General features: G+C 32.2%; 18 protein-coding genes and 1 pseudogene. 11 read left to right on the plus strand and 8 right to left on the minus strand.

Going from position 1 to position 21,305, the window contains the following annotated elements:
• The first annotated feature begins 125 nt into the window (after positions 1 to 125).
• Positions 126 to 1,739 carry an aminopeptidase P N-terminal domain-containing protein gene (locus tag ACXAHM_RS04095; RefSeq protein ID WP_474959133.1) on the plus strand — a complete coding sequence of 538 codons (1,614 nt, stop codon included), beginning with the start codon at positions 126 to 128 and terminating at the stop codon, positions 1,737 to 1,739.
• A 125-nt stretch (positions 1,740 to 1,864) separates the two neighbouring features.
• Positions 1,865 to 2,506, plus strand: a complete 642-nt coding sequence (locus ACXAHM_RS04100) for a polysaccharide deacetylase family protein (RefSeq protein WP_474959134.1) — start codon at positions 1,865 to 1,867, stop codon at positions 2,504 to 2,506.
• On the opposite strand, the gene ACXAHM_RS04105 is transcribed toward ACXAHM_RS04100, so the two are convergent.
• Together ACXAHM_RS04105 and ACXAHM_RS04110 are read right to left on the minus strand one after the other, a co-directional pair.
• Complete coding sequence (locus tag ACXAHM_RS04105; protein WP_474959135.1) at positions 2,493 to 2,936, minus strand: YkvA family protein; 444 nt, start codon at positions 2,934 to 2,936, stop codon at positions 2,493 to 2,495. The genes ACXAHM_RS04100 and ACXAHM_RS04105 overlap by 14 nt on opposite strands.
• Before the next feature lie 14 nt (positions 2,937 to 2,950).
• On the minus strand, positions 2,951 to 4,720 hold the full coding sequence (locus tag ACXAHM_RS04110) for a M14 family metallopeptidase (RefSeq protein WP_474959136.1): 1,770 nt from the start codon (positions 4,718 to 4,720) through the stop codon (positions 2,951 to 2,953).
• 122 nt (positions 4,721 to 4,842) lie between these two features.
• Here ACXAHM_RS04110 and ACXAHM_RS04115 point away from each other — a divergent pair, with 122 nt between their 5' ends.
• From ACXAHM_RS04115 to ACXAHM_RS04150, 8 genes are all read left to right on the plus strand, one after another.
• Entirely contained in the window at positions 4,843 to 5,787 is a 945-nt protein-coding gene (locus ACXAHM_RS04115) for an alpha/beta hydrolase (RefSeq protein WP_474959137.1), read from the plus strand.
• Positions 5,788 to 5,852: 65 nt separating this feature from the next.
• Positions 5,853 to 6,278: an acyl-CoA thioesterase gene (locus ACXAHM_RS04120; protein WP_474959138.1), complete on the plus strand. Its 426-nt coding sequence runs from the start codon at positions 5,853 to 5,855 to the stop codon at positions 6,276 to 6,278.
• Positions 6,279 to 6,331: 53 nt separating this feature from the next.
• Positions 6,332 to 7,210, plus strand: a complete 879-nt coding sequence (locus ACXAHM_RS04125) for an alpha/beta hydrolase (protein WP_474959139.1) — start codon at positions 6,332 to 6,334, stop codon at positions 7,208 to 7,210.
• A gap of 189 nt (positions 7,211 to 7,399) precedes the next feature.
• The gene (locus ACXAHM_RS04130; RefSeq protein ID WP_474959140.1) at positions 7,400 to 7,792 is read left to right on the plus strand and encodes a phasin family protein; all 393 of its coding nucleotides are present in this window, start codon (positions 7,400 to 7,402) and stop codon (positions 7,790 to 7,792) included.
• Positions 7,793 to 7,970: 178 nt separating this feature from the next.
• Positions 7,971 to 9,035 carry a class 1 fructose-bisphosphatase gene (gene fbp, locus ACXAHM_RS04135; RefSeq protein WP_474959141.1) on the plus strand — a complete coding sequence of 355 codons (1,065 nt, stop codon included), beginning with the start codon at positions 7,971 to 7,973 and terminating at the stop codon, positions 9,033 to 9,035.
• Between the two features lie 211 nt (positions 9,036 to 9,246).
• On the plus strand, positions 9,247 to 10,488 hold the full coding sequence (locus tag ACXAHM_RS04140) for an MFS transporter (protein WP_474959142.1): 1,242 nt from the start codon (positions 9,247 to 9,249) through the stop codon (positions 10,486 to 10,488).
• Between the two features lie 4 nt (positions 10,489 to 10,492).
• Positions 10,493 to 11,425, plus strand: a complete 933-nt coding sequence (gene mnmL, locus ACXAHM_RS04145; protein WP_474959143.1) for a tRNA modification radical SAM protein MnmL/YtqA — start codon at positions 10,493 to 10,495, stop codon at positions 11,423 to 11,425.
• Positions 11,426 to 12,129: 704 nt separating this feature from the next.
• The gene (locus tag ACXAHM_RS04150) at positions 12,130 to 13,065 is read left to right on the plus strand and encodes a DnaJ C-terminal domain-containing protein (RefSeq protein WP_474959144.1); all 936 of its coding nucleotides are present in this window, start codon (positions 12,130 to 12,132) and stop codon (positions 13,063 to 13,065) included.
• A 381-nt stretch (positions 13,066 to 13,446) separates the two neighbouring features.
• Here the strand turns inward: ACXAHM_RS04150 and ACXAHM_RS04155 are convergent.
• From ACXAHM_RS04155 to ACXAHM_RS04180, 6 genes and pseudogenes are all read right to left on the minus strand, one after another.
• Positions 13,447 to 14,799, minus strand: a pseudogene (locus tag ACXAHM_RS04155) (sodium:solute symporter family protein); the annotation flags it as partial.
• A gap of 360 nt (positions 14,800 to 15,159) precedes the next feature.
• Positions 15,160 to 15,459 carry a helix-turn-helix domain-containing protein gene (locus ACXAHM_RS04160; protein WP_474959302.1) on the minus strand — a complete coding sequence of 100 codons (300 nt, stop codon included), beginning with the start codon at positions 15,457 to 15,459 and terminating at the stop codon, positions 15,160 to 15,162.
• Positions 15,460 to 15,477: 18 nt separating this feature from the next.
• Positions 15,478 to 16,116, minus strand: coding sequence for a hypothetical protein (locus ACXAHM_RS04165; RefSeq protein ID WP_474959145.1), 639 nt, complete (start codon positions 16,114 to 16,116; stop codon positions 15,478 to 15,480).
• Between the two features lie 71 nt (positions 16,117 to 16,187).
• Positions 16,188 to 16,502 carry a hypothetical protein gene (locus tag ACXAHM_RS04170; RefSeq protein WP_474959146.1) on the minus strand — a complete coding sequence of 105 codons (315 nt, stop codon included), beginning with the start codon at positions 16,500 to 16,502 and terminating at the stop codon, positions 16,188 to 16,190.
• 323 nt (positions 16,503 to 16,825) lie between these two features.
• The gene (locus ACXAHM_RS04175) at positions 16,826 to 17,344 is read right to left on the minus strand and encodes a hypothetical protein (RefSeq protein WP_474959147.1); all 519 of its coding nucleotides are present in this window, start codon (positions 17,342 to 17,344) and stop codon (positions 16,826 to 16,828) included.
• Positions 17,345 to 17,501: 157 nt separating this feature from the next.
• Positions 17,502 to 18,164, minus strand: coding sequence for a hypothetical protein (locus tag ACXAHM_RS04180; protein ID WP_474959148.1), 663 nt, complete (start codon positions 18,162 to 18,164; stop codon positions 17,502 to 17,504).
• A gap of 423 nt (positions 18,165 to 18,587) precedes the next feature.
• Here ACXAHM_RS04180 and ACXAHM_RS04185 point away from each other — a divergent pair, with 423 nt between their 5' ends.
• Positions 18,588 to 20,690 carry a T9SS type A sorting domain-containing protein gene (locus ACXAHM_RS04185; protein ID WP_474959149.1) on the plus strand — a complete coding sequence of 701 codons (2,103 nt, stop codon included), beginning with the start codon at positions 18,588 to 18,590 and terminating at the stop codon, positions 20,688 to 20,690.
• The last annotated feature ends 615 nt before the right edge of the window (positions 20,691 to 21,305 follow it).

The raw sequence follows: 21,305 nt of genomic DNA on the forward strand, positions 1-21,305 counted from the left end.
AGCTTTATTTTTCTTTTGCAAATATTTTATAAAAAATTGTCTGTTTCACACTTATATTTTGATAAATTAATCGAAATAATGAGGAATAAATTCTTTTTTCGCTTTACAAAAGCTAGATTTAGTCTATGAAATATTTAATCCTACTTTTTACCTTTTTTATCGCTAGCCAACTTACTTTCGGACAATATAAGGATGCTCCAAAAGATTATACTTCTGCTTCTTTTCATCAAAGTCGTAGAGATAGTCTTCGAGCAAAAATGCCAGATAACAGTGTAAGTATATTTTTTGCGAACCCTACGAGAAATAGAGCCAATGATGTCAATTATGTTTATCATCAAGATCCAGATTTCTTTTATTTAACAGGTTATAGAGAGCCCAATGCCGTTTTACTCTTATTTAAAGAAGAAGTTACGCTTAAGGATGGTTCATCTTGTCACGCCTTGATGTATGTGCAACCTAAAGATGAATATGATGAAATGTGGAATGGTGCTCGGTTAGGAACTGAAGGTGTTGCTCAAGAATTAGGTATTCAATGTGTGCGATCCAATCAATCATTACGAAATATAGAAATTGACTTTTCTACTTTTGATCAAATTTTGACTTTTGATCCTCCAAGAGATGTCAGAGATAATATATATAATCCTTATGAATTGTATGACTTTGTCAAAATCATCAAAAAGCAGATTAATTATCCTCAATATTTATCACCTGCAACAGAACATCTTTATAATATGATGCGAGGGGCTACATTACAAAATCAATCAAATGTGGCCAAGAAAATAGGTTCAGAACTTACGCAAGCTGCAATTTTAAGGCTAGATCAAAATATTATCAATTTTCTATCCGCACAGTCTCCTGAACAAAGAGTACAAGTAGGACAAAATTTAGCAACGACCAATATCAGCATCATGGTCTTAGATAGTTTGATGAAAGACTTACGTCAATTGAAAGAAAAAGAAGAAATTGATTTACTCAAGAAAGCTGTAACTATATCATGTGTGGGTCAAAAAGAAGTGATGAAAGCGATTAAGCCAGGGATGTCAGAAACTGAGATTCAAGGTATTCATGAGTTTATCTATAAAAAATATGGGGCTGAGTATGAAGGTTACCCAAGTATTGTGGGTGCAGGTGAAAATGCTTGTATGATGCATTATGTGGCCAATAACAAACCAAAAATGGAAGATGGTGAACTTATACTCATGGATTGTGGTGCTGAGTACAGAGGATATACAGCAGATGTTACGAGAACTATCCCGGTCAATGGGACTTTTTCAAAAGAACAAAAACAACTGTATAATTTAGTTTTAAAAGCACAAGAGGAAGCCATTAAGGCTTGTAAAGTAGGACGTTCCTTTGAAGAAGTTTATGAGATTGCTGCAACAATTATTGGCGAGGGATTATATAAATTAAAAATCACACCTTATCCAGAGGATTATTTTGGTTATTTTCCACATGGTTTAATGCATCATATTGGTTTAGATGTGCATGATAAAGGACATTATACTTCGTTACAAAAAAATATGGTCGTGACCGTAGAGCCGGGTATTTATATTCCAGAAAACAGTGAATGCGATGAGAAATGGTGGGGAATTGGTATCCGTATCGAAGATGATATCTTAATTACGGATGGAGATCCTATTAATTTATCAGCTTCTGCTCCTCGAAAAATTACAGATATTGAGAAGTTAATGAAAGAGGAAAGTGCGTTTGATAAAATTATTCTTCCTAACTTAGAATAATTCTTTAATCTAATACAATAATTTTTACCTCAATTGAGTTAAAAAAGTAGATAATAAAGTATATGAGACTTGTTACTCTTTTTTTAATTCTTATTCTCAACACATCTTTTTTAATTCCGCCTAATGTGTTGACTAACGCCCTTCCTCTCGGTAGCCTTGAAATCGAGAAGCAGGGGTTCAATAAACTCAATTCCTCTTTACATTACGAGCTTAATATTACTTATCCTTTTATTCGTTATGAAGATCAATTTGACATAGAACACAAAATCAACATTGATATTCAAAGTATAATGGCAAAAGCTATTTCTGATTTCATGAGCAAAATGCAAGATGTGAAAGACGAAAAAGGAGCTATTGGATTAAGTTTTCTTACGTTGAATTATGAAGTACATTACCAAGAATACGGTGTTTTAAGTATCACTTTTTCAAAAGACACTTATTATAATGGATTAGAAGATGTACGAAATATAAAACTAGCCTATAACTATGATTATCTCAATAAAAGAAAGATACAATTAGGAGATCTTTTTGTTGCTGATAGTGATTACAAAAATAAGTTATATCATATTTTAAAGGAGAAAGTTGGGCATAAAGGAAAGTTGAAAAAAGACTGTTACAGTATCTTTTCAATCACACATGAAGGGTTGTTATTTCCAATGGATTTCAATCGCTGTAAAGGAAAAAATTGCCCACAAAACGTCATTGTTCCGTGGGCAGAAATAAGTGATATTACTAGTGATTTTGTGAAGGAAATTAATCTTCTATAATTTCTACTTCACCTTCTTGATCTCTAAAAATCAATGCATTCAACTTTTCTACTTCACTTCTATTAAAGTCTTCAAACCATTTTTCCATTCTAGCCAAAGCTCTATCTCTATGTTCTGTTTTTAAGCAAACTGAAACATATCCAATTGCTGCAAATACAACAGAGAAGTCATCTGCAAAACCAATAACAGGAATAAAATCAGGGATTAAATCAAAAGGAACTAATAAGTAACCTAAAGCACCTGCAATAGCCATTTTTGCTTTACTCGGTGTTTCTTCATCGATATACATAAAGAACAATAAAAGCCCTAAATAAACGACCTTCTCCCCTGCTTTTTTGGCAATTTTGAACAGTTTTCTAAGGAATTTACTTTCTTTAAAAGCATCCACATACTTTTCTGTTTCTATATTTTTAAATTCAACTTTCTTCATAATCTCCTTTACATTTACTGTAGCTCACCATATAATTTATAGACTGGATACCTAAGGTAAGACTTTTCTTTTAAGTCTGACTGATCATAGATAAATTCTAATTGCTGGTAGGCTGAATTTTTAAAGTTTTTATCTTCTTTTTTCTTCTTTTCTAATTTACTTTTCAATTCCGGCTGCTCTTGTAACATCTTGTACGCTTTATCTTCAAATACATAAGCTGAGAAATGTTCCTTTTGCTGTAAAATTGGATCAAAGTAATTCCATGCAAAATAACTATCCTTAGCTTCAGGTGTTAAAACTTCCATTAAGAAACGAACGGCAGGTTGATTCGTACTGATCAATAAATCACCTTCATTAAAAGTGACAGTCTCTGTATGAGATGTTGTTTTAATAGTGTGGTGTAAATAATGTCCTTCGTAAGGTGCTCTTACAGTTTGATAGTCTTTGATATACTTTACTTCTACTTCAGCCGTTCTTTTCGTTTTTAAAGGACGCATTTTTACATGGTTTATTTTTAATGCTTTTACCACATTATCCCATGCTTTTGGAAGAATAAAGTATGCAGGTTTTTCTTCGTACTTTGTTACTTTTAACCCTGAGTAAAAAGGGATTTTAGCTTCATATGGAAGTGAACGATCATAATATAATCGAGGTAACCCACTTACATCACTATTTTTATATTTCCCCTCATACCCTTTGAATAATAAAGTATCGACTTTGGTAGAATCTATTGACCATTCAATTGGGAAAGAGGTTAAATGTAAATCATCTTCATTCTTACTTTCTTTTGCCTCTGAAAGAGCATCACCATTTTCTTCTAAAAATTCAATTGCCTTTTTCAAAAATTGATACGTTGCTTCTGTTCTATTTTTAAAAGGTTTCAACATATGCGTTTCAATCACATAACTTGGTGTATTGAACAAAGCCGTGTATCCTGATGAATATCTTGGTGAATCAAAAAACTGAACATATCCTTCTTTAGGGGTTGTTCCCCAAACATTTACATAAGGTACAATATCATACCCTGCCTCCTTCATTTTTTTCTCCATGTAAGGATTCATTTTATGCTTTAAAAAAGCACCAATATCACCCCCTAACTTTTCTTCATGTGTAGCCAAGTAAGTCAAAATATATTGGTAATCAGCTCCATTACTTACGTGTGTATCTATGAATAAATCAGGGTCAATCAAATGGAAAATTTCAGCAAATGCTTCCATATTTTTTGAATCCATTTTAATGAAATCACGATTTAGGTCAAGGTTTTTAGCATTACCTCTAAAACCGTATTCCATTGGTCCTTCTTGATTGGCACGAGTTGTCGAATTTCGATTTAATGCACCTCCAATATTATAAAAAGGAATCACAGCAATAATGGTATTTTCATCCTCAATATTGACTTTTCCTTGAAGCAAATCACGCAATAGCATCATTGATGCATCTACACCATCGGGTTCTCCTGGATGGATTGCATTATTAATTAATAATACATTTTTCTCTTTGATGTCAGAAGGAACAAAAGTGCCTTCAGAAGAATAAATACCTAAACGTAAAGGTTCTCCAATATCCGTTGTTCCATATTCTAAGACTCTAAATGCATCATATGCATCTCCTAGGCGATTAATATAAGCAATACCTTCCTCATAGGTGAAAGTTTCTAACCCTTTACTTCTTTCAAAAGGTGTCAGCCAATCTTCAATTGTTGTTGAAGCCGTTTGCTCTTTCTTCTCACTACAAGAAGCAAAAAATAAGAATAGAGCAGAAATAAAAAAAGTTACTGTTCTCACTATCACTATTTTGATAAATTATTTGTCATTATGCCCATGAATATCCATAAATTAATTGATTCCACAAAGATTATCTATATTGTATATAGAAGAACCAAAACCTATTTTACTATCCCTATTTAATGAAACACCTGTATAGAAAACTAAATATTGCAATTATCACTTTTACTGTGGTCTTGTATGTTGGCGTATCCTATTACTCCTATGATCAATCAGTATTAATTGAAACATATCAAGGAACAAGTAAATTAGAGGAAGAAATACAGGAACATACTTTTGATACTACATGGCTTTCAAAAACTGAACGAGAAGACTTTGTCCTTATTTCTGATTTAGGCTATGAGATTAAAGGCACTTTTTTAAAAGCTCCTATTGATTCATTGGATCTTACTGCTGTAATGGTTCATGGTGTAACTCACGATAGATGGAGAATGATGCGTTATGCTCAAATCTATTTAAAACATGGAATTGATGTTGTTTTATATGATCAAAGAAAACATGGTTTAAGTGGTGGAGATGCTGTTTCCTTTAGTTATTTTGAAAGTCAAGATTTAGAACAAGTTGCTCGATGGGCAAAAACAAAAAGACCAAAAGACACCATACTTGCCCATGGAGAATCATTAGGTGGTGCGACTGTTTGTACACATTCTGGAATAAATGAAGAGACACATACGGTGGATTTTTATATTGCAGATTGCCCTTTTTCGGATACCGAAGAATTATTGAATTTAAGAGCCAAAGAAGATTTTGGTATACCTGACGTAGGGTTTGTAAGTACAACTAGTTTGTTAGCAAAAATTAGATCAGGCTTTTTCTTTTCAGAATCATCACCAATCCAATATATTCGAGAATCAAAAGTACCCTTCTTATTTATTCATGGAAAAGCAGATACTTATATCCCCGTTCAAATGACGAAAGATTTATTTGACGCAAAAAAGAATGGAGAAAAGTATTTATGGTTAGTTGATAATGCCGAACACGCAAAATCTATTTCAACAGCTCCGCTTGAATACGAACGAACGGTGATGAATTATGTTCACACTATCATATCTCAATTAGCTGAGTAAATTTGTATACAGAATAAATGTATGTATATTCACTCAATAATAGTAAAACTTACAATTTAAACTCTATGTCTACCCTAGCAGAAAATAAAACAGGCAAAATCAGTACAACAAAAATCAAAGTTAGAAGTTATCATATTGACAGTTTTCAACATGTCAATAACATGAGATATATGGAATTTTTGGAGGAAGCACGTTGGTCTCACTTTGAAGACAACAAAACGATGATGCTTGCCAAGAAAGAAGATACAGCCTTTGTAATTGCCAATTATAATATCAATTTCTTGTATCCTGCTGTGATGAACCAAGTTTTAGAAATTCAAACTCAGGTCAAAAAAGTAGGAAAATCAAGTGTTACATTTCATCAAACTATTAATATCCAAGGAACTGAACACAAGGCATTGGAAGCGGATGTTGTTTTAGTTGCATTTGATATCAAAACACAGAAACCAAAAAGAATCTCAGAGACAATTATCGACGAGATTTATAATTAAACGATACTTAAATCCCCACATCTATGTCATCCATTCAGCACAGAATTTTAAAGATGGGATTAAACTTTTCATCGATTTTATTCCCTACTAAAGATGTCAACCTTACTTTACTTAGAGAATCAACTGAACTGATCTCTATTGTTGCCCTTTTACCTTGGGGTGTAAAAGCAACAAAATTTAAGATTGAACATTTAAGTGCTGAACGGATTACTCCTATTCGTACAAATCTGTCAAAAAGAGCCATATTATACCTTCATGGTGGAGGCTATGCTATAGGTTCATCACAAACACACCGTCACATGGTAGGTAAATTGGTCAAGGATACACAAGCAGAAGCTTTCTTGATTAATTATAGAAAAATTCCTGAAAATCCTTGTCCCGCGGCAGTTGAAGATGCTTTTCAGGCTTACCAATATATCAAAACACAAGGCTACAGTGATCATGATATTATAGTTGCTGGTGATTCTGCAGGTGGAGGATTGGTTTGTTCTTTATTTTTAATGCTTAAAAAGAAAAGAAAGAAGCTTCCTTTAGCAGGTGTTTGTCTCTCCCCATGGGTAGACCTTCTACATACTGGTGATACCTATGAAAAAAATAAATATGTTGATCCTTTTGTCAAAATTGATGAAATGAAAAGATGGGCCGAAGTGTATGCAGGAGACAAAGCATTGGATGATCCTTATGTATCGCCATTATATGGAAATTTAAAAGGCTTCCCTCCAATGTTGATTCAAACTTCTAAAAATGAGGTACTACATGCTGATAGTATTCGTCTCAAAGAAAAGTTAGAAGAAAAAGGCGCTCAAGTTACCTATCAAGAATGGGATGATTTGATTCATTGGTGGCAATTATTTTGGCGTTTTATCCCTGAATCTGATGAAGCATTGAAAAAAGTAGCGAATTATATCAACCTTCAATTCCCAACTCCGTAATACAATAGAAATACTTATCCATTATTATTTCTTAAAGAAAAAGAGTAAAATGTCTGAATATCTTAGAAATAAATCTTTTTATCAATAAAAAATGATTGTTCATTCATTAATTTTTCTTACCTTTGAAACAAATAATATAATTTAAGTGTTTGAACATTAGAGTTTAACCACAAAAAAATTAATAGCACCATGGAAGAACTATTAAAGAAAGTTGTATATACTGGCGTTGGTATTACAGCATTTACTATCGAAAAAATTACTGAAGTAGTAGACAAATTAGTTGCAGAGGAAAAACTTACTGCGGAAGAAGGTAAGAAAATCGTAGACGAATTTGTGGAAAACACTGAAGCAAAGAAAAACGAATTCGAAGATCAACTCAAAACATTAGCTGAGAAATTTACATCTTCATTGAACATTGACTTAGACAAGATCACTTCAATGTTTAAAGGAGGAGATTCTGAAGAAGTAGAGATTTTAAAAGCTCGTATTGAAGCTTTAGAAGCTGCTCAAGCAAAAGCCTCAGCTCCTAAAAAAGCACCTGCTAAGAAAACTACTGCATCTTCAGAAGCAACAGAAGCATAAGCATTCTGGTACTTTTGTGATGTGTGTGGGCCGACACTACTGTAAGATCTGCAGAATTGTCGGTCTTTTTTTTATACTAACTGCAACCGATTGCAATAATTCATAAATAAATACCTAATTTTACAAGACCAATAATAACACACCGTAATAAACACACATAACTTATTCACCAAATATTATGATGGATAAACTTACCGCTTCTGTCGGTACGGCCTTAGACCGATTCATTGCTCAAAAGCAGGAACAATTTCCTTATGCTACGGGCGAACTATCTCAATTGCTTCGTGATATTGCTTTGGCTTCAAAGATCATCAACCGTGAGATCAATAGAGCTGGACTTTCTGGAATTGAGGGAGGTGTAGGCGCTGATAACGTTCAGGGAGAAGCTCAGCAAAAACTTGACATGATTGCTGATGTTCGTTTTACAAGAGCACTTTCTAAAGGAGGTGAAACTTGTGGAATTATCTCTGAAGAAGTAAATGGTATCATCGATACCGGAAATCATCACGCAAAGTATATCGTAACTATTGACCCGTTGGATGGTTCCTCAAACATTGATGTCAATGTACTAGTCGGAACTATTTTTTCTATCTACAGAAGAAGATCCCCTATTGGTAGACCTCCTACAAAAGAAGATATGTTGCAACAAGGTACTGAACAAGTGGCTGCAGGATATGTATTGTATGGCTCGTCTACGATGCTTGTTTATTCAACAGGTTATGGCGTCAATGGCTTCACCTACGAACCTTCTCTAGGGGAGTATTTCCTTTCTCATCCAAATATGCAATGCAAAGCGGATGGATCTATCTACTCGATCAATGAAGGAGGGTACAATACTTTTAATGAAGGATTAAAAGAGTATATCATTCGTTGTAAAGAAAGAGAATATTCTAGCCGTTATATCGGATCTCTTGTCGGTGATTTTCATCGTAACATGCTGAAAGGTGGTATTTACATCTACCCTTCTACATCTAAATATGAGAATGGTAAGCTAAGGTTATTATACGAATGTAATGCATTGGCTTTCTTAGCAGAACAATCGGGAGCTATGGCAACGGATGGGCATCGTAGAATTCTTGAAATCAAGCCTACAGAATTCCATCAGCGTACTCCTTTTTATGTGGGTTCTCCTAAAATGGTGGAAGAAGCAATGGCTTGTCTAAAGGGAGAAAAAGTTAAAAAAACACTCTCTCCTCCTATCGATGATGAGTTGGTTGTGAAAGAAGCTCAAAATCAAAATTAATACGAGAAAAACGAAAAATTATAGAACGCCAGTTGATGTATTTCGACTGGCTTTTTTTTATTAAAATGATTCTTAATCAACAGATTACCTATTATCCTAATAAACGGTAAGCGATTCTATATTTCATTGTTTTAATTCTAACTTTACATTGAAAACACGCAAAATATGTTCAATTATGGGAACGTAGACTAAATTATCAGAGCAAAACTAAATGATATCAACTTTAAATAGAAAAGAGAAAGTAACACTATACATGCTAGCGGCAGTAAGTTTTACGAATATCTTAGATTTCGTTGTATTGATGCCATTAGGGCATACTTTACAAGAAACATTTTCCATGACACCCATCGAATGGAGTGCTGTGGTTTCTTCCTACACATTAGCAGCAGCCGTATCTGGTTTATTATCCATTTTCTTTATTGATAAATTCGAAAGAAAGAAAATGTTTTTAATGATATATGCCTTTTTTACCCTAGGGACAGTACTTTGCGGTATTGCTCCAACCTATCATTTCCTTCTTTTTGCAAGGTTATTTACTGGTATCTCAGGTGGATTGATTAATGCCGCATTATTTACGATCGTAGGTGATATGCTACCTGACGAAAAACGTGGACGTGGTATTGGTATTCTAATGACAGGTTTTGCGGTTTCCTCAGCTATAGGTGTTCCAATTGGACTCTATTTAGGCGTTACAATTGATTGGCATGCTCCATTTATCATCATTGCGATAATATCTGCTATCCTTTGGGTGGTCTGTTATAAGCGATTAGAGACCATGACTGATCATCTTAAGATTGCCAATAAGCATCCTAATTTCTTCCAACCTTTGATCAGTGTATTAAAAAATGGTCGCCAATTAAAAGGGCTTCTTGGATTGTTCTTGGTATTCTTTGGGCACTTCCTGATCATTCCTTTCTTCTCTCCTTATATGGTAAAGAATATTGGTTTTCTAGATCAACAGTTGACTTGGATTTACTTATTTGGAGGTATAGCGACCTTTTATTTTTCTCCTAAAATCGGCCAATGGTCTGATAAATATGGGAAATATATAGTATTTGTTATCATTTCCTTTGTGACAATTATCCCCACTTTGGTTTTGACAAACGTCCCTAATATGACCATTCCAGTGGTATTGGTATTTTCATCCTTGTTCTTTATTTGTGGAGCGAGATCAATCCCTGCCAATGCATTAATTCTAAATACTGCAGATCCTAAACAAAGAGGGAGTTTTATGAGTATCCGTTCATCGGTTCAAAATCTCGCTCAAGGTTTAGCTTCTTTTTCTGCAGGATTAGTAATCGTAGATAATCCTGTAACTGATAAATTGGAACATTATGATCAAGTGGGTATTTACAGTGTGATTGCGACAATGCTTGGTGTATTAATTTTCAGAAGCATAAGTGATTCTAAAGCACATAAAGAAAGAGAACTACAACAAACCGTAAAACAATAAAATCATGAACTTCCTGTCTAGAAGATATTTTCCGTATTCGCAGCAATTAAAAGACAAGTATGGTGGACGCATTCAAAAAGTTTCCATCCATGCTGAATTTACTTGTCCGAATCGGGATGGTTCTTTAGGCTATGGAGGTTGTACTTTTTGCAATAATGATAGCTTTGTTCCTAACTATCTTCATGATGGTATGAAAAGTATTACGGAACAAATTGATCATGGAATGGAGTTTCTACCTGGTCGCTATCATTCTGCAAAGGCATTTGTCGGGTATTTTCAAGCGTATTCAAATACATATGGTACTTTAGAGTATCTAAAAGAAATCTATTCTGAAGCATTAAGTCATCCTAAAATCGATGGTTTATTGATTGGTACTCGTCCTGACTGTCTTTCAGATGAACAATTGGATTACCTTCAAGAACTTGCTCAAGAGCATTTGATTTTCATTGAATTTGGTATTGAATCTTGCTACAATAAAACGCTAGATCGTGTCAACCGTGGTCATAGTTTTGAAGATTCTGTAGAAGCAATTCAGAAAGTAGTTGATCGTGGTATTTCTGTTGCAGGTCATATGTTATTTGGTTTACCTGGTGAATCGAGAGAAGAAACACTCGCACAGGCTGAAATCTTGAATAAATTACCTTTAGAATCTTTGAAATTCCATCAATTACAAATTGTCAAAGGAACAATCATGGCTAAACAGTTTAAGGAATATCCTTCACAGTTTCCGTTATTCCAACCTGACGAATATGTAGACTTTATGGTCGATTTCCTTGAACGATTACGTCCTGATATCGCTATCCAACGTTTCAGTAGTGATACGCCTATTCATCTTCGTATTGCACCTAATTGGGGTATTCGTCCGAATCAAATTCAATTAATGATTGAAAAAAGATTGAAGGAAAGAGATACTTTTCAAGGAGCTAAGTTTGTGTAAGAAATTGTGGAGGGTTTGTGGTTCGGGAGACACGATGAATCGTGCCTCTACTAGGGGTAGTTTTTCAAATGACTTTATCCATTTTTAACACTGCATTCTTCACTTTTAATTTTTATATGTTTCGGTTTGTGGTTCGGGAGACACGATGAATCGTGCCTTTACAAGGGGTAGTTTTTCAAGTAACTTTATCCGTTTTTACCACTGCATTCTTCACTTTTAATTTTTATATGTTTCGGTTTGTGGTTCGTGAGATACGATGAATCGTGCCTCTACTAGGGGTAGTTTTTCAAGTGACTTTATCCGTTTTTACCACTGCATTCTTCACTTTTAATTTTTATATGTTTCGGTTTGTGGTTCGTGAGACACGATGAATCGTGCCTCTACTAGGGGTAGTTTTTCAAGTGACTTTATCCGTTTTTACCACTGTATTCTTCACTTTTCATTCAAAAAAAGAATGTTTTTTCTAACGTTTGTTAATTTCTATTATACATAATATAAAACTTCCGTATACTATAATAACAGAACTATTGTGTATCATTTATTAAGAAAAATGGCTAAACGATACTATATTGTTTTCGTATACAATAAAACTGTGTATTTTTAGTATACAGTTAGCATTATGGACTAGATTTTACGCCCACATAGATTAAAAATGAACATAAAGAGTTCTATAGTATTAATATAAACTCGAGCAAAAAATAAATATGGAATATATAGATTATTATCAAGTACTAGGAATAGATAAAAGTGCCTCTCAGAGCGATATTAAGAAAGCATATAGAAAATTAGCTAGGAAGTATCATCCGGATAAAAATAAGGATAACGAAGAAGCAAAAAAGAAATTCCAACAGATCAATGAAGCCAATGAGGTTTTAGGTGATGAGGAAAAAAGAAAAAAATACGATAAATACGGTAAAGATTGGGAACACGCTGATCAATTCGAATCTCAAGGATTCGGAGGAGGTGGATTCGGCGGAGGCTTTGGTGGACAAGGTCAAGGCGGATTTGGCGGTTTCGGTGGTTTTGGCGGACAAGGTCAAGGTGGCGGAGACTTCTCTGATTTCTTTAATTCGATGTTTGGTGGCGGAGGAGGTTTCTCTTCTCAACCTAGACCTCAAAAAGGAGGTGACTTTAAAGTAAGCGTTACTTTAGATATCAAAGATATTTATAAGACAGAAAAACGTACTTATAAGATCAATGGTAAAAATATTCGTGTGACGGTTCCTGCTGGTATTGCGGATGGTCAGGTGATCAAAATTCCTGGACATGGTCAAGAGGGTAGAAATGGTGGAACTAAAGGTGATTTATTGATTACTTTCAATATTTCCAATTCTACAGAATTTGAGCGTAAAGGAAATGACCTTTACAAAACTGTGGATATTGATATGTACACTGCGTTATTGGGTGGTGATATTACAATCGATACTTTCGACAGTAAAGTGAAATTGAAAGTAAAAGAAGGTACACAGAATGGAACGAAGGTGAAATTAAGAGGTAAAGGTTTCCCTAAGTATAAACAAGATAATGCTTTCGGCGACTTGTATATCACTTATAATGTGACAGTTCCTACAAAGTTGACGGATAAGCAGAAAGAATTGGTAAAAGAGATCCAATCTTTATCAGAGAAAAAGAATGACTAAAATCAGCTCTTAAGTTGGATTAGGACTCACAATTGTTTAATATTGTGACGTTATAACAAAATTGCATTCACTTAACTCCAACGAGATGGTAGCAATAACTTATTTAGAAATTGCAGCAATGGGCTTTATGGTACCACCATTAGTAGGTGCTATTGCTTATGCTTTAATCACTTTAGGTAAAGACAAAGTATAATTCTTTATTTTACTATAAAGTTAAAAGGCGTTTGAGAAATTAGATCTCAAACGCCTTTTTTTATGTCTTGTATACTCTCAAATAAACTTATAAACGTTTATAGATAAAGTCATAAAGTTCTATTTAAGAAGAGGAATACCTTATTAGGTTAAAATATTTAATAATAATATAAAAAGTAAGGTCTATTTTTAAGCTGCTACCTTATTTGAAATTCCTTTTGCTTTTTGGATAAAATCAACCCCTTTATTCTTTCCATCTTTTGTAAAAAAACTAATGAATACAAACAAGATAAATGAGCAACTGATTCCAATAATAGCTTGATCTAAAGAAGCAATCTCATAAAAGACTGGTAAATCTACACCCAGAGCAACAATGAAATTATAGGATGAAAAACACAAACCAAAAAGCATCGATGCCATAGCACCTTTGCTATTTCCTTTTTTCCAGATAAACCCAAAAACCAAAGGAATGACTACTCCTGTTGTTAAAAAGTCAGAACCAATCCATGAAATCGTCAAGATACTTTTGATATTCATTGCAATTGCTAATGTCAATAAACTGCCGATTACTGTGGTTAATCTTCCCACCAATACCATGTTTTTGGGTGAACTTTTAGGAGCAATATATTTCTTATAAATATCAATTGTCATTGCTAAAGAGCATGTGTTTAGAAGGGAATCCATTGTTGATAAAATTGCTGAACACAATCCTAAAAACATCACTGCGCTCACAATAGGGTTGCTTACCTCACTTATTAAAGTTGCTACAATCCCTCCTTCAGGTAGAACATCATATGCTACACTACTAAACATTCCTGTAAACACGATCATCAGATATAAAGGAATAAAAACAAATAAGCTGTAAAGCATTACATTTTTAGATGATTTGACATCCTTTGCAGCAGAAATTCTTTGCCATACATTAGCTGAAATAACCCATGAAAAACCAAATGTAATAACATAAGCCAAATGATCGGTTACATTATGGAAGAAAGAAGTATATCCATAATTATTATTTGTTTCTGCTACTAGTTTTACATTTTCCCATGAACCCGCTTTACAATAAGAAAAATAACACAATGCAACACTTGTAAAAAGGAAAAATACAAATTGTAAGAAGTCCGTTAAAACCACTCCTTTAAATCCTCCTAGAGTAGCATAACTTAATACGATGACTACTCCTAAAACTGCTCCCATATCATAACTAATGGAGAAATAAGTACTGAAAAAATTTCCCATTACAATAACTTGTACAGAAGCAGCAATGATCATAAATATGATAATGAAAATCGTCAGCAATAATGAAACACTGGCGTTATAACGTTCTTCCATCAATTGTGATTGAGAGATAGTACCTATATTTCTAATGCTTTTTGCCATTAAAAACATTAAGAATGTAGAAAAAAGTACAGACATTCCATATATCCAAAAGGAACCTAACCCTACTTCATACGCTTGATCGACTAGATCAACAGCTGATCCTCCACCCCACCATGAAGCGATAAAAGTAATTGCTAAAAGACTAGTCGGTAATTTCCTAGAAGCAAGAAAAAAGTCTTCACTATTTTTATTTTATTGAATTTTAATCCAATCCCAATGATGGCAAGTACATACATCACCAACAATAAGATGGTTAAATTAGAAGGAGTCATACTGTAAAATTTGTTTGATAAGATAAAATGGTGTAGGTTCTATTCTGCAAATATATCAAATCGAAAATTATTAGTAATTACTAAATTTTAAAATCCTTTACCTACTCTCTCCTATGTTCTAAACATATGTTTATATTTGATATTTTTCATTAGGATCTACTTCTACTTAAGAAGCTATTAAAGAATATTGATCAATATAATTTGAAGAAATTCTATATCTCTTTTTCTAAATATTTTATTTTAAATATTCCTATAACACTGATTTCCTTAATTCAGTTGGTGTTTTTTTAAATGTTTTAATACAATCTTTTGAAAGGTGGTTGATATCTGTAAACCCATATTCATAGGCTATTTCAGTAAAACTTTTATTGGTTTCTGTTATTAGTTGATGAACTTTTATTATTCTGTGTTTTTTATAGAATTTGTAGATAGTCGTTTCAAAAATATTTTTAAAAATCACATTTAATTTGGTATAATTTATACCATATTCTTTTGCTAGTTCTTTTATGGATGGCTTAGTATGTAATGCTTTTAATATATCCTCTTTTATGTTGTGTACTGCTGATAATTAATGGGAGGAAAATAAAAGGTTTTCTACTTTGATATTCTCACTGATCTGATAAACAATATTTTTTGCTATTACACCTAATTCAAGAAGTTTTAAGTTTACCCATTCAAGTCTAAATTTAGGTTCTAGATTTTCGATTAAACGTTTTGTATATGAATTTTTCCAACTCATTAGGCTTACATCGCCAATATGATATATGAAATCATCCATTTCATTTAATTTCTGTATAGCATAATCATTTAATACTTGCTTCTTTACATAAAGTGTTATAAGATGATTGGGTACATCTTTTTTGAATTGTACTTGAATTTTCGCATCATTTTGAAGCATTACAAAACCGTTAGGTACATTGATGACTAAATCTTTTCCTTGACTTTTATAATGAACATCGTGCAAGAAAAAAGATAGCGTAATTTCAAAATTGGTATCTCTATTAAAATAGTGGACTTGGTCAACCTTAGGAGTAAAATAGAAATCTACAATACGATAATCTTCTCCTTCTAGAATAGTAATTATTCCACTACCTAATTCATCATCAATATTAAGTGTATTTCCAGAAATAGTACCTCCAAAAATACTTTTAAGGTATTCTAGATAATTTGTATTCCCTCTATTTTCATCTAGTTGAATAGTTTTCATCAAAATTCTTTTTTTAAAAGAAAATAGGAAAATGTTTTTCATGAAATTCTTTTGACTAAGAATATTAGAATTCAAGTTTTGAAATCCTGATTAGTGATGTAAATATCTCCTTTAAATATCGTTAAGGCAAACTCTTTTTGCTTAGAATTATAATCTATTGATGATGGAGTTCCTAACAAGCTAATAGGATATGTTTTTTGGATAGAAAGTATCGTATCTTCCTCTAATAATTGCCCCTCAATGCTTTTTATTTTCGTTCCAGTAATCAATTCAGGAAACTCTGTTCTACTAGGCCCAAAAAGGTGTGTTTCTCTTTCATAATGTTCCATAGACCAATCCCAATGTTCTGGATTAAATGTAAATCGATGAGGATTACCTACACCCATAAATGAGGTGGCCCAACATTGATAAAAACTTGAACAGCATTGGCTGAAGTTATGATAATGAACTTTATGGATTATGCATTGATTACTTTGTGTCCTTTTGTGATTTCATTACTTCAAAAACATAAGCTTTTTTAATATCCTTATTTCTATAGAATGAAGGTATTAAAATTACAGATCAGTAAAAAAGTTGTCGCACCTAGATTAGAGAAAGTCAAAGCATTGATCACTACTTTAAGTGAATAAGAAAAAGAGATGGTCAAATAGCGTTGTATTTGATCGTCTTTTTCTTTTGATAAAGATATTTATAATACTCTTTCAAGAGGTTAAATCTGATTTTGTATTAATGTAGTCTTTCTTTTTTCGATAATATCACTGATTGACTCCCCTTTTAGTCCAATCCAAACCTCTTGATCTGTTTTTTGAACAGGATCAAATATGTATTTTTTATGGTAGAATTGATCCTCTTTTTCTGATTTCTGAATATACAAAATCGCATATTCATGCTCACTAAATTTTGGTGTACCATAATGATCAAAAGCTATAAATGAAATGGTATCTGAGGCTAAATCATTAAATAAAGGTAGTTCAATTTTATAGACCGCTTTGAATTTCTGATCAAAATTGATATGTTGAAGAGCAACTTTTTTACCATCAAGGCCAATAATTGTATCAGCTGAAGCAGGTTCTCTTTCCATCTTTTCCACCGTAATTCTCCTTCCTATAAATGCGTAAAGGTTAACGTTTTCATCTTCTGAATAGAGACTATTCTCTTTCGTTACTTCAGAAGTGTTACAGCTTATTATGCTGAACAAAAGAACGATACAGAAAAGTAGTTTTTTCATTTGTTGAATTAATTTAAAGAGTGTAGAAATAGCATTAATTTAAAGTTTGTTAGCAAAGCAAAAATATTAATTGTAATTCTTTTTTCATAACTATAAAAAAAGAATTAATCCTTATCAATATAGACACAAATAAAGCCTAGTCCGTTGAAATTAAATTCTATAAAATAGGTAAAACAACTTCTTCTTCGAAAATATTCTTATTTGCTAATTTTTCTGTCACTTCTATTCTACAAGGCAATCTTCTTTTAATTAATTGAGAATATTCCTCTTTTGTTAGCTCACTTATTTTTTTATGATAGAGCAATTCACTTCCTTTTGCTCTGATCTTTTGTCTAATGACATCTAACTTCATTAACTCCTGCTCAAAGTTCTTTATTGGATATTCTTGATCATATTCTAAAAAAATTAAAGCTTTGGTTGGGTGATCTGAAAGATTTCTATTTACACCATTATTAAATACAAACTGTTCATATTCTTTTAAATTAATACTCTCCTTTTCATCAACCGTAACAACATTTTTACTTTTTATATAACAACAAGATGTATTTTCAGCACACCATTCTCTTCCTAATGACAAAGGAATCAAGTTTCCATTGTGCTGTTCAAATAAAAAAATATGATCATTTTCATAACTTTCATATTTCGGGAGGTGAATTAATCTTTTTACTTCAGTAACTAATTCTCCGTAGTTTTTAAAGTCATTTAGAGCAACAACAGAAGCATCTTTATAAACACTTTTAATAGTGTGCTGATTTGAAATACAAGTATGACATCTCACAGAAAGTATTAATATCAAAATGAAATAGAAAACATTTTTCATATCGTTAAAGTAATGAAGTTTAGCTTTTAGTACTAAGATTCTAAAAATCAGATTATACATTTTTGAATAATTATTGATTCAAATAATCCTTTTTCATGACTGAGAAAGGATTATTTAAGAGTATTAAGATTTCTGTACAATGAAAGAGAACAAGCAAAAACAGAAAAAAAGGTTAATTTTTACATTTATTTACATGAATTAACAGTATGTACTATTTTTAGTCAATTTCATAAAAAACTGATAATCAGCAATGTTTATGCAAAATAAAATTACTTCAATTGCTTAATTTATTACAACTTTTGTAGAGTCTATTATACTATTCTTTTATTTAATTCTAAAAACATACGTAGGTATTATACTAACAATAAAACAAAATTCACGGTTATTAACGTATAGAAAGGCAAACCTAATTACACTATTATCATGAAAAAAATACTATTATCTATCCTATTGACCTCAATTTTTTGTGGAGGTTATGCACAAGTTTTTTATAGCCCTAACGATATGTGGGAATCAATTGGATCAAGAGGTAATCTTGATGATTTAGATTCAAATGGCATGGAACCGGGAGGAGAAACATTGCCTTCATGGACAGGTAATTATAACATTATGATTCCAGATGGTGATTCATATACCATTACTGGTAATTATGATCATATGTATTTTGATACATTGATTTTAGCAGGTGAATTAAGGCAAACTGCTTACAATTCCCATTTACATATTAAGACTCTTATTATTACTGAAACAGGCCACTTTAATGGTAATGCCCATACCAATGGTAATTTAAGATTATATGTTGATAATTTAATTTTGCATGACAATTCTAAATTTGATGAACCTTCTCCAGGTCCATGGGATTTTGGTGAAATGACTCACAACGGAAACCTATATGTAGGTACTGGTGTGACATATAATCAACATGGTTCAGAAACAGATTTAATCTCTTATTCTGATATTCAGGGTCTTCCTGGTTCATTTCCAAAATATATTATTAAGGATAATGTAAATGGTGAAATCCCTTCAAAAGTTCATACAATTATTTTATCAGATGATGCTACTATTAATGCTCCTTTGGATCAAACCGATGGTGTATTTAGAATCAGAACACAAGGTCATAATTTGACGATCAATAGTAAAATGAGTAATGATATACGTTTATTTGGTCATTCAAATTCAACTTCTAACCCTTCAACAGTCATTACTTTAAGTAGCAATGCATCAGGTTATTTGCGAATGAGTAATAACAACAGAAGATTTAAAGGTTTAGTCATCAATACAGATTCTATTGTTACACTTGGATCACGTTTCGATATTTATAATAACACTTATAATACATCTGCTTTAACTTTGACCAAAGGTATATTATATACCACATCAACTAATTTATTGTATTTGGATAAAGAATCATTTGTATCAGGAGCCTCTTATGATTGGTCTAATCATAAATCTGGTGGTAGTGATGCTGCCCATATTAACGGTCCAATTGCTAAAGTTATTCATAATAATGCCGCAACAAGAATTGCCTTGGGTATTACAGACGGAAACTTTTATATGATGTTACCTACAGGTAAACATGGTAAATTAAGAGAAGCCGGTGTTGGTAATCCATCTAATATTATTACAACATTTAGAATTGAATATTTTGATGTTGCCCATACTGATTATATGAATCTAGATCCATTAGCTTCATCTAACGAGGTAAGTCCATACGAATATTGGGATGTAGACCGTGTTTCTGGTTCTGCTTCTGCGGAGGTTATTCTTAGTTTTACAGACTATAGTGGTATTGCTTCAGCAGGTTTACCGAATTCAGAAGTACTTCACTATGATGGTACAAAATGGGAATCAAAAGGTAAACAAACCTATTCTGAAAATGATAGTAAAGGATCATTTAGATCAAATGCAGCTTCATCATTTAGTCCATTTACACTTGGTGGTGATGGTTTCCAAAGTTTACCTGTTGAACTAATTTCATTTAAAGGTAAAATCAATGATGAAGAACATGTTGAATTAGAATGGGCCACTGCTGCAGAATATAATAATGATTATTTTGAAATTCAGGCGTCACACGATGGTCGTAATTTCAATAAAATTGGAGAAGTTGAAGGTGCTGGTACATCACATGTAAGAACAAATTATGATTTTATCGCCTTTCATGAAAATGCACATTATTCATTCTTTAGGTTAAAACAAATTGATTTTGATGGTCAATACTCATATTCAAATACGCTTGCCATCTCCAATGAAATTAATGATGGATTACATTTTACTTTATATCCAAACCCTGCCAGTGGTGATGAAATCAATACCTATTTTACTTTACAAAATAATGATCATATTCAAAGTTTAAGAATTTTAGATAGTCACGGTAGAACGATAAAGGAGTTGAGAGAAGAAGATGACGTTACAATGTTTACTCATATTAATATTCACTCTTTACATAACGGTATTTATTATCTGAATTTAAAAACTGCATCAGGTAAACAAGAAACTCAAAGATTTATTGTAAAAGACCATATATAAACCCTCTTTACCTAAACAGCCTGACCCAGGTTGGGCTATTTATTTTTTCACCCAAAACAACACTAGCTATGAAAAAGATATTAATCATATTATTTTTGATACTCATTGTAAAAATAGTATCAACTAAAAAAGTAAGTAATCATAATATTCAAACTTCAAGTATCACTTTAGTGAAAGCAGAGTGAAACTTTATAAATAGTATTCTTTTTAGGTTAAAAAAAATGAAGAAGGTCAAAGCTCTTCATTTTTTTTTGATTTCATATTCAAAAAGTTTCTCAAAGTATTATTACTTACATTTGATTTCTTCTCATAAAGTGCATTTTTCCTTACAGAACATATATTCCCTTCAAACTCATCAAAATCACTTCTACTTAAAATAATACAATATACAGGTTTCTTGATATCAGCACTTTTTCATAAATAAATCATCATTTTTTTGAAAATATATTACAATGTAAGTTTTTAGCTCTCTAGCTTATTTTACATGCATTTCATTGATTTTCAGTCACTTAAATTTATTTTTAATTCTATAAACTTACATGAAAAGATAGCGTAACAACTTGATTCTATGTCGATTAAAGAAAAAGTACGCATATAATATTTCTTAAACATATC

The organism is Flammeovirga sp. AWQ4_249 (genome assembly GCF_056161045.1).

What these genes read in the sequence shown, in the direction of transcription:
- ACXAHM_RS04115 (WP_474959137.1), top strand. Translation starts at nt 4,843, where the DNA reads ATGAAACACCTGTATAGAAAACTAAATATTGCAATTATCACTTTTACT.
- ACXAHM_RS04180 (WP_474959148.1), bottom strand. Translation starts at nt 18,164, where the DNA reads ATGAAAAATGTTTTCTATTTCATTTTGATATTAATACTTTCTGTGAGA.
- ACXAHM_RS04105 (WP_474959135.1), bottom strand. Translation starts at nt 2,936, where the DNA reads ATGAAGAAAGTTGAATTTAAAAATATAGAAACAGAAAAGTATGTGGAT.
- ACXAHM_RS04150 (WP_474959144.1), top strand. Translation starts at nt 12,130, where the DNA reads ATGGAATATATAGATTATTATCAAGTACTAGGAATAGATAAAAGTGCC.
- ACXAHM_RS04165 (WP_474959145.1), bottom strand. Translation starts at nt 16,116, where the DNA reads ATGAAAACTATTCAACTAGATGAAAATAGAGGGAATACAAATTATCTA.
- ACXAHM_RS04125 (WP_474959139.1), top strand. Translation starts at nt 6,332, where the DNA reads ATGGGATTAAACTTTTCATCGATTTTATTCCCTACTAAAGATGTCAAC.
- ACXAHM_RS04095 (WP_474959133.1), top strand. Translation starts at nt 126, where the DNA reads ATGAAATATTTAATCCTACTTTTTACCTTTTTTATCGCTAGCCAACTT.
- mnmL (WP_474959143.1), top strand. Translation starts at nt 10,493, where the DNA reads ATGAACTTCCTGTCTAGAAGATATTTTCCGTATTCGCAGCAATTAAAA.
- ACXAHM_RS04140 (WP_474959142.1), top strand. Translation starts at nt 9,247, where the DNA reads ATGATATCAACTTTAAATAGAAAAGAGAAAGTAACACTATACATGCTA.
- ACXAHM_RS04175 (WP_474959147.1), bottom strand. Translation starts at nt 17,344, where the DNA reads ATGAAAAAACTACTTTTCTGTATCGTTCTTTTGTTCAGCATAATAAGC.
- ACXAHM_RS04185 (WP_474959149.1), top strand. Translation starts at nt 18,588, where the DNA reads ATGAAAAAAATACTATTATCTATCCTATTGACCTCAATTTTTTGTGGA.
- fbp (WP_474959141.1), top strand. Translation starts at nt 7,971, where the DNA reads ATGATGGATAAACTTACCGCTTCTGTCGGTACGGCCTTAGACCGATTC.
- ACXAHM_RS04130 (WP_474959140.1), top strand. Translation starts at nt 7,400, where the DNA reads ATGGAAGAACTATTAAAGAAAGTTGTATATACTGGCGTTGGTATTACA.
- ACXAHM_RS04170 (WP_474959146.1), bottom strand. Translation starts at nt 16,502, where the DNA reads ATGGGTGTAGGTAATCCTCATCGATTTACATTTAATCCAGAACATTGG.
- ACXAHM_RS04120 (WP_474959138.1), top strand. Translation starts at nt 5,853, where the DNA reads ATGTCTACCCTAGCAGAAAATAAAACAGGCAAAATCAGTACAACAAAA.